Source organism: Rickettsia tamurae (assembly GCF_000751075.1).
Taxonomy (GTDB): Bacteria; Pseudomonadota; Alphaproteobacteria; order Rickettsiales; family Rickettsiaceae; genus Rickettsia; species Rickettsia tamurae.
Window position 1 is genome coordinate 1 of sequence record NZ_CCMG01000016.1, and the last position, 6,376, is coordinate 6,376.

Sequence of the window (6,376 nt, forward strand, 5' to 3'; positions counted from 1 at the left end):
CGCAGCCTATGGCTGCTCGCTGACGTTTTTTGTATTATACAAATTTATGAAGCAACCAATAGTATATATAGTAACTAACAAGAAAAATGGTATACTCTATACTGGTGTTACTTCTAATTTAATAAAAAGAATATACCAACACAAAAATGATACAATTAAGGGGTTTAGTAAAAAGTATAATTGCAAAATTTTAGTATTTTATGAGATTCATCAAACTATGAATTCAGCAATAAATAGAGAAAAACAAATTAAAGCCGGTTCAAGAGACAAAAAAATTAAATTAATAGAACAAACAAATATAAATTGGGATGATTTATATAATGAAATTATTCTGTAATAAAAACATCATTGCAAGGAAAGACAAAATCTCGACACGACAATCTTATAAGATAATAATAAACTCCTGAGATTGCTTCGTCAAAATTTTCAATTTTTCCTCGCAATGACGACTCAAAAAAATTTATGAAAACTAAACTACTTATTTCTATCATCATACTACTAACTTCGTGCTTAAGTTTAGCCAACGAAGAAGCATTACATCCGAAAAAGATGAAATGGTTGTTTGACGGCGTATTTGGCACAGTTAATCGTGAAGCAGCACAAAGAGGTTTTCAGGTCTATAAAGAAGTTTGTAGTGTCTGCCACGGTTTAAACAATTTATATTACCGTAATCTTAAAGATATCGGCTTTTCGGATGACGAGATAAAAGAAATCGCCAAAGGCTATACGGTAAAAGACGGACCTAATGATGACGGTGAGATGTTTGGCCGTCCCGCTCTTCCCTCTGATCGTTTTGTACCTCCTTACCCTAATGAACAAGCAGCAAGGGCAGCTAATAACGGAGCACACCCTCCTGATCTATCTTTAATAATAAAAGCGCGTCATGACGGAGCTAATTATATATATTCGCTGCTTACCGGCTATACCGAACCACCGGCAGATTTTAAGCTAATGCAAGGGGCTCATTATAATCCGTATTTCCCTGGCGAGCAAATAGCAATGCCGCCGCCGCTTACAGACGGGCAGGTAACCTATATGGACGGTACTAACGCAAGCGTAGAGCAGATGTCGCATGATGTTGCGGTATTCCTGCAATGGGCAGCTGAGCCGGAAATGGAACATCGTAAATCTATGGGTCTTAAAGTTATGATGTTTTTGGTAGTGTTTACTATCTTTTTCTATATTGCAAAAAACCGCATTTGGTCTAATTTAAAGTAATTCGAAAATCGTCATTGCGAGAAGAAACTGTAAGTTTCGACGAAGCAATATCAGGAGTTTATAATTTATTATTTCATGAGATTGCCGCACAGTCTACGACTGCTCGCAAGGTATTGTTGCGTGGATCTAAAAACGCGTTCGGTGTCATACCGCGGCTTGACCACAGTATCCAGAAAAACAACTTAAAATACTAAAATTTTAGTATTTTAAGCTGGATCCCGCGATCAAGTCGCGGGATGACACTGGAAAAACTGACCCGCGCAACAAGGTCTGCTCGCAATGACAACTTGGGTATCCATGCAACAACGTCCCTCTCTTAGTATAATGACTTATCTCTGCTATACTTATCCTAAAATTTATATAGATAGGTATTTATGATTACTTTATTTGCAGCGATTACAGGCTTTATTAGCTCTATCATTCCTGAGGTTTTAAAAATATACAAAGATATTAACGACAAAAAACACGAGATAAATATTTTAGATCGTCAAATTGCCAATAAAAAACTCAATCAATCCAAGACTTTTTTTTACAGAGCTTACCATATCGCAAGAAATGGCAGAGCAATATTCTCTTTACTCCACTTATAAATCAGGTGTTAGTTGGGTCGATGCTTTAAACGGCTCGGTAAGGCCGGTACTTGCTTATAGCTTTTTTGCAATGTATGGAGGAGTTAAAAATATGTTCAATATAAATCATTAAAAAGCTCTGCCCTGCTAGTGGAGTATCTAGATATATTATGGAGTATAGAAGATCAAACTATTTTTGCGGGGGTTATTAGCTTTTATTTTGGTCAACGTACTTTTAGCAAATTATGGAAGTATACTCGATGAACTTTAAAAATTGGCTACGTCATCCTACAAGTACTTGCAGTACTCACATATTAAATATATGCTCCGTTCCTCGTCTTGTGGATTCCTTGCTCTTTTTAAAGTTGATCTTCATATACGTATTTTCATTTACTTAGGGAATATATTAGGCTTGAATTTTAAACTAAAAATATACTTATTTTATTTCTTTGAGATAAAACCTTTCTCTATATAGTTAGGTAATTTTATTAGCTCCTGCTTTAGTTCATTATCTACTCCCATGGTTTCAAATTTTCGATCGACTAAGAAAATTATAGGTTTAGTGTTATGAATAAAGAAGAAGTCAAAATTCGGTTTGTTATCAAAATATCGATTAACACGAGGGAAGTGATAAGCATGAGTAACAATTGCAATTTCGGCGTTATTTAAATCAATATTACTGTTTTCATGTTCTTTATATAAAGTTTTAAATTGTCCGCCGGTATTGGTTTGGTTTTCCGGTAACGTGAAAATATAGAAACTTTCTTTCGGATAATCGGTAATAATATTTTTATCAAGGGCTTCTTTTAGTAAGCTATTATCATATACTCCGCCGTTAAACAAAATCATCGGTCCGTATTTTTTCAGTTCTTCATATGTTAGGCTAGATATTTGCTTATCAAGTTTTTTAGCTGCAACTTCTCTTGCAATCTCTATGCCAAGCCTCATCCTATTATATCCGTCCTCTTTATCTGCAGCCCCTATATTTTGAGTATCAGAATTAATTGGTATTTTTGTATAAGAATGTCTTGCAGATAAAACCCACACATATTTTACACTTTTATCTATTTCAGGATTTTCGGTTGCATAAATATTTTGTATTTCTGAGATAAAATTCTTGCGGATTTTTTCATTAGCAGGATCAAACTCTAGATTATTTAGATCGGTTATTATCTGCTCAAAATGTTTATCTTGAGTAAATTTTTGATAACTCTGAAATCCTAGAACCGAGGCCATAACTATAATAAATATAGAAATAGCAGCAGTAAAGTTTTTATAGTTTTTCATGTACGGCTGTCATCCCACGACTTGATCGCGGGATCCAGTTAAAAATACTAATATTATTAGTATTTTTAGTTATTTTTTGGATCCCGTGGTCAAGCCACGGTATGACACCGAGGGCGTTTTCCGGTCCATGCAACAATGCCTCGCATGAATGACAAAATAATTTATTTTTTACCACCCGCATTTATAGATAAGCTTGCGGAAACAAATTCTTCAAGGTCACCGTCAAGCACTCCTTTAGTATCAGAAGTTTCATAATCGGTACGTAAATCTTTCACCATCTGATAAGGCTGTAAAACATATGATCTAATTTGATGCCCCCAGCTATTATCGGTTTTAGCGGCATTCTGCTCGTTAACGCTGTCTGTGCGTTTCTGCATTTCAAGCTCATAGAGTTTTGCTTGAAGCATTTTCATAGCTTGAGCTTTATTTTTATGCTGTGATCTATCGCTTTGGCATTGTGTTACCGTACCAGTCGGTATATGGGTGATACGTACCGCAGAATCGGTAGTATTAACGTGCTGTCCGCCTGCTCCGGATGCTCTAAAAGTATCGATTCTTAAGTCTTTATCCTCAATAGTAATTGCTATATTATCATCAATTTCGGGATATACCCAGCTACTTGCAAAGCTGGTCATTCTTTTACCTGCTGCATTAAACGGAGAAATACGCACTAATCTATGAACGCCCGCTTCGGTCTTAAACCAGCCGTAAGCCCGCTTGCCTATTATCCTAATCGTGCATGATTTAATGCCTGCTTCTTCGCCGTTAATCATATTGATTATCTCGGTTTTAAAGCCGAGTCTTTCGGCAAAACGCAAATACATACGCATCATAATAGACGCCCAGTCATGGCTTTCAGTTCCTCCGGCTCCGGCATTAATCTCTAAAAAGCAATTATTACCGTCTGTTTCACCTGAAAACAAGCATTCCGTTTCAAATTTGGCAGCAATGATGCTTAAATTTTTTAAGTCCTGTTCAATTTGTGAAAGTGTTTCTAAATCGTTTTCGGCTTCAGCCATTTCTTCAAGTTCTAAAGCATCTTTTAAGTTAGATTTGAGTTTATTAAAAGCATTTAGTTTTTCTTCTAGATTACTTTTTTCTCGCAGTAATTTTTGAGCATTGGCTTGATCATTCCATAAACTCGGGTCGGCTGCTAATTCTTCTAGTTCTTTCAGTCTTTCAGTTGATGCTTCAACGTCAAAGTGACCTCCAAAGTAGTTCTAAAGATTGCTCAATTTTTTTTACATAATTTTCTATTTCAGCTCGCATTATTTTTTCCTGTTATAAATTTCGATTTTGTTATATATTATCGTGATTGTAGCTGTCATTGCGAGGAAAAACTGTAAGTTTTGACGAAGCAATCTCAGGAGTTTGTTATTATTTCATGAGATTGCCACGTCGAGGCTTCGCCTCTCCTCGCAATGAGGCATTGTTGCGTGGATCAATTCCACCGCTGTCATCCCGCGACTTGATTGCGGGATTCAGATTAAAATACTAAATATTTTTTATTATTTTTTGGATACCGTGGTCAAGCCACGGTATGACACCGAATGCGTTTTTCGATCCACGCAACAAAGCCTTGCAATGACGGGGATGACAAAATACAAATTATATCACAATAATTATGGATAATCAAAAATATATAAGGAACTTCTCAATAATCGCTCATATCGATCACGGTAAATCTACGTTAGCCGATAGGTTAATTGAGCATTGCGGTGGCTTGCAAGTTAGGGAAATGAGCCAGCAAGTGCTAGACTCGATGGATATCGAAAAAGAGAGAGGTATAACTATTAAGGCACAAACCGTGCGGCTTGTATATAAGGCTAAAGACGGTAACATCTACTATTTGAATCTAATGGACACTCCCGGGCATGTCGATTTTGCTTATGAAGTTAGTAGGTCACTTGCTGCTTGTGAAGGCTCGTTATTGGTAGTTGATAGTACGCAAGGAGTAGAAGCACAAACGCTTGTCAATGTTTACCAAGCAATCGAGAATGATCATGAAATAGTACCGGTGCTTAATAAGATTGATCTGCCGGCGTCAGAACCTGAACAGGTTAAGCAGCAAATAGAGGATATAATCGGGATCGATGCAAGTGAGGCTGTATTGATTTCGGCAAAAAGCGGTATAGGTATTGATTTAGTTTTAGAAGCAATAGTAAATAAATTACCTCCGCCGAAAGAAAGTAACAGTGATATTTTAAAAGCTTTGCTTGTTGATAGTTGGTATGACCCTTATCTTGGGGTGGTTATTTTAGTACGTGTTATTGATGGCTACTTACGTAAGAATATGCGGATTAAAATGATGGCTACTAACTCGGTTTATACCGTCGAAAATGTTGGCTATTTTACTCCGAAAAAACATATTTCGGATGTTCTGCATGCAGGCGAAATCGGCTTCTTTACTGCTTCTATAAAGCAAGTAGCGGATTGTAAAGTCGGGGATACTATCACTGATGAAAAAAAGCCTTGTGAGCAAGCTCTACCGGGTTTTAAACCAAACTTACCCGTAGTGTTTTGTGGTCTTTATCCAACGGATAGCTCGGAATTTGAGCATCTAAAGGATTCACTAGCTAAATTACGCCTTAATGATGCTAGTTTTGAGTATGAAATGGAAAGCTCTTCGGCACTCGGAGTAGGTTTTAGATGCGGCTTTTTAGGGCTGTTACATTTAGAGATAATCCAAGAACGTTTAAGTAGGGAATTCGATTTAGATTTAATCACTACCGCTCCAAGCGTGGTGTATAAAATTCATATGCGGGACGGTGAGAGCTTAGAGATACATAACCCGGCAGATTTGCCTGATTTACAAAAAATCGAATCGATGGAAGAGCCGTGGATTAAGGCAACTATAATGGTACCTGATGAGTTTTTAGGTGCGGTATTATCGCTTTGTACGGAAAAGAGAGGGATGCAGCTCGATCATAGCTATATAGCAAATAGGGCTAAAATAGTTTATAAATTACCACTAAATGAGATAGTTTACGATTTTTACGATCGTTTAAAAAGTTGCTCTAAAGGTTATGCAAGTTTTGAATGGCAAATGGATGTTTATGAACCTTCCGAGCTTGTTAAGCTTGGGATTTTGGTTAACGCAGAGGTGGTTGATGCACTATCCACAATCGTACACCGCTCACGTGCCGAGCAGAGGGGTAGGGCATTATGCGTAAGGTTAAAGGATTTAATACCGAGACAGCAGATTGATATAGCAATTCAAGCAAGTATAGGTAGCCGCATTATTGCTCGTGAGACTATTAAAGCCCTACGTAAAGATGTTTTATCTAAATGTTACGGCGGTG

The 6,376-nt window shown here is 37.0% G+C and carries 7 protein-coding genes and 2 pseudogenes; 6 read left to right on the forward strand and 3 right to left on the reverse strand.

Translation table 11 applies throughout. The features are described 5' to 3' along the window. The 4 genes from MB29_RS06165 to MB29_RS08715 all read left to right on the forward strand — a co-directional run. Positions 1-337: GIY-YIG nuclease family protein (locus MB29_RS06165; RefSeq protein ID WP_324607284.1), on the forward strand; the 337-nt coding region annotated here is incomplete at its 5' end. Between the two features lie 125 nt (positions 338-462). Continuing rightward, positions 463-1,218, forward strand: coding sequence for a cytochrome c1 (locus MB29_RS06170; protein WP_032139502.1), 756 nt, complete (start codon positions 463-465; stop codon positions 1,216-1,218). A 14-nt stretch (positions 1,219-1,232) separates the two neighbouring features. Then, the gene (locus MB29_RS11815) at positions 1,233-1,412 is read left to right on the forward strand and encodes a hypothetical protein (RefSeq protein WP_215426267.1); all 180 of its coding nucleotides are present in this window, start codon (positions 1,233-1,235) and stop codon (positions 1,410-1,412) included. 180 nt (positions 1,413-1,592) lie between these two features. Beyond that, positions 1,593-1,808 carry a hypothetical protein gene (locus tag MB29_RS08715; RefSeq protein WP_233418983.1) on the forward strand — a complete coding sequence of 72 codons (216 nt, stop codon included), beginning with the start codon at positions 1,593-1,595 and terminating at the stop codon, positions 1,806-1,808. Positions 1,809-2,452: 644 nt separating this feature from the next. Here MB29_RS08715 and MB29_RS13820 read toward each other — a convergent pair. From MB29_RS13820 to prfB, 3 genes and pseudogenes are all read right to left on the reverse strand, one after another. After that, a pseudogene (locus MB29_RS13820) lies at positions 2,453-2,636 on the reverse strand (hypothetical protein). A gap of 439 nt (positions 2,637-3,075) precedes the next feature. Further along, positions 3,076-3,255, reverse strand: a pseudogene (locus tag MB29_RS14505) (hypothetical protein); the annotation flags it as partial. Continuing rightward, positions 3,236-4,343, reverse strand: a protein-coding gene (gene prfB, locus MB29_RS06190; protein WP_215426265.1) for a peptide chain release factor 2 whose coding sequence is annotated in 2 segments (ribosomal slippage) — positions 3,236-4,273 and positions 4,275-4,343 — 1,107 coding nt in all. Because the reading frame shifts where the segments join, the coding sequence is not laid out codon by codon here. The gene prfB and the pseudogene MB29_RS14505, both read right to left, overlap by 20 nt. 58 nt (positions 4,344-4,401) lie before the next feature. On the opposite strand from prfB, the gene MB29_RS13015 reads away from it, so the two are divergent. Then, complete coding sequence (locus MB29_RS13015; RefSeq protein ID WP_233418984.1) at positions 4,402-4,572, forward strand: hypothetical protein; 171 nt, start codon at positions 4,402-4,404, stop codon at positions 4,570-4,572. A 126-nt stretch (positions 4,573-4,698) separates the two neighbouring features. After that, the coding region (lepA, locus tag MB29_RS06195) for a translation elongation factor 4 (RefSeq protein WP_032139505.1) at positions 4,699-6,376 on the forward strand (1,678 nt) is incomplete at its 3' end.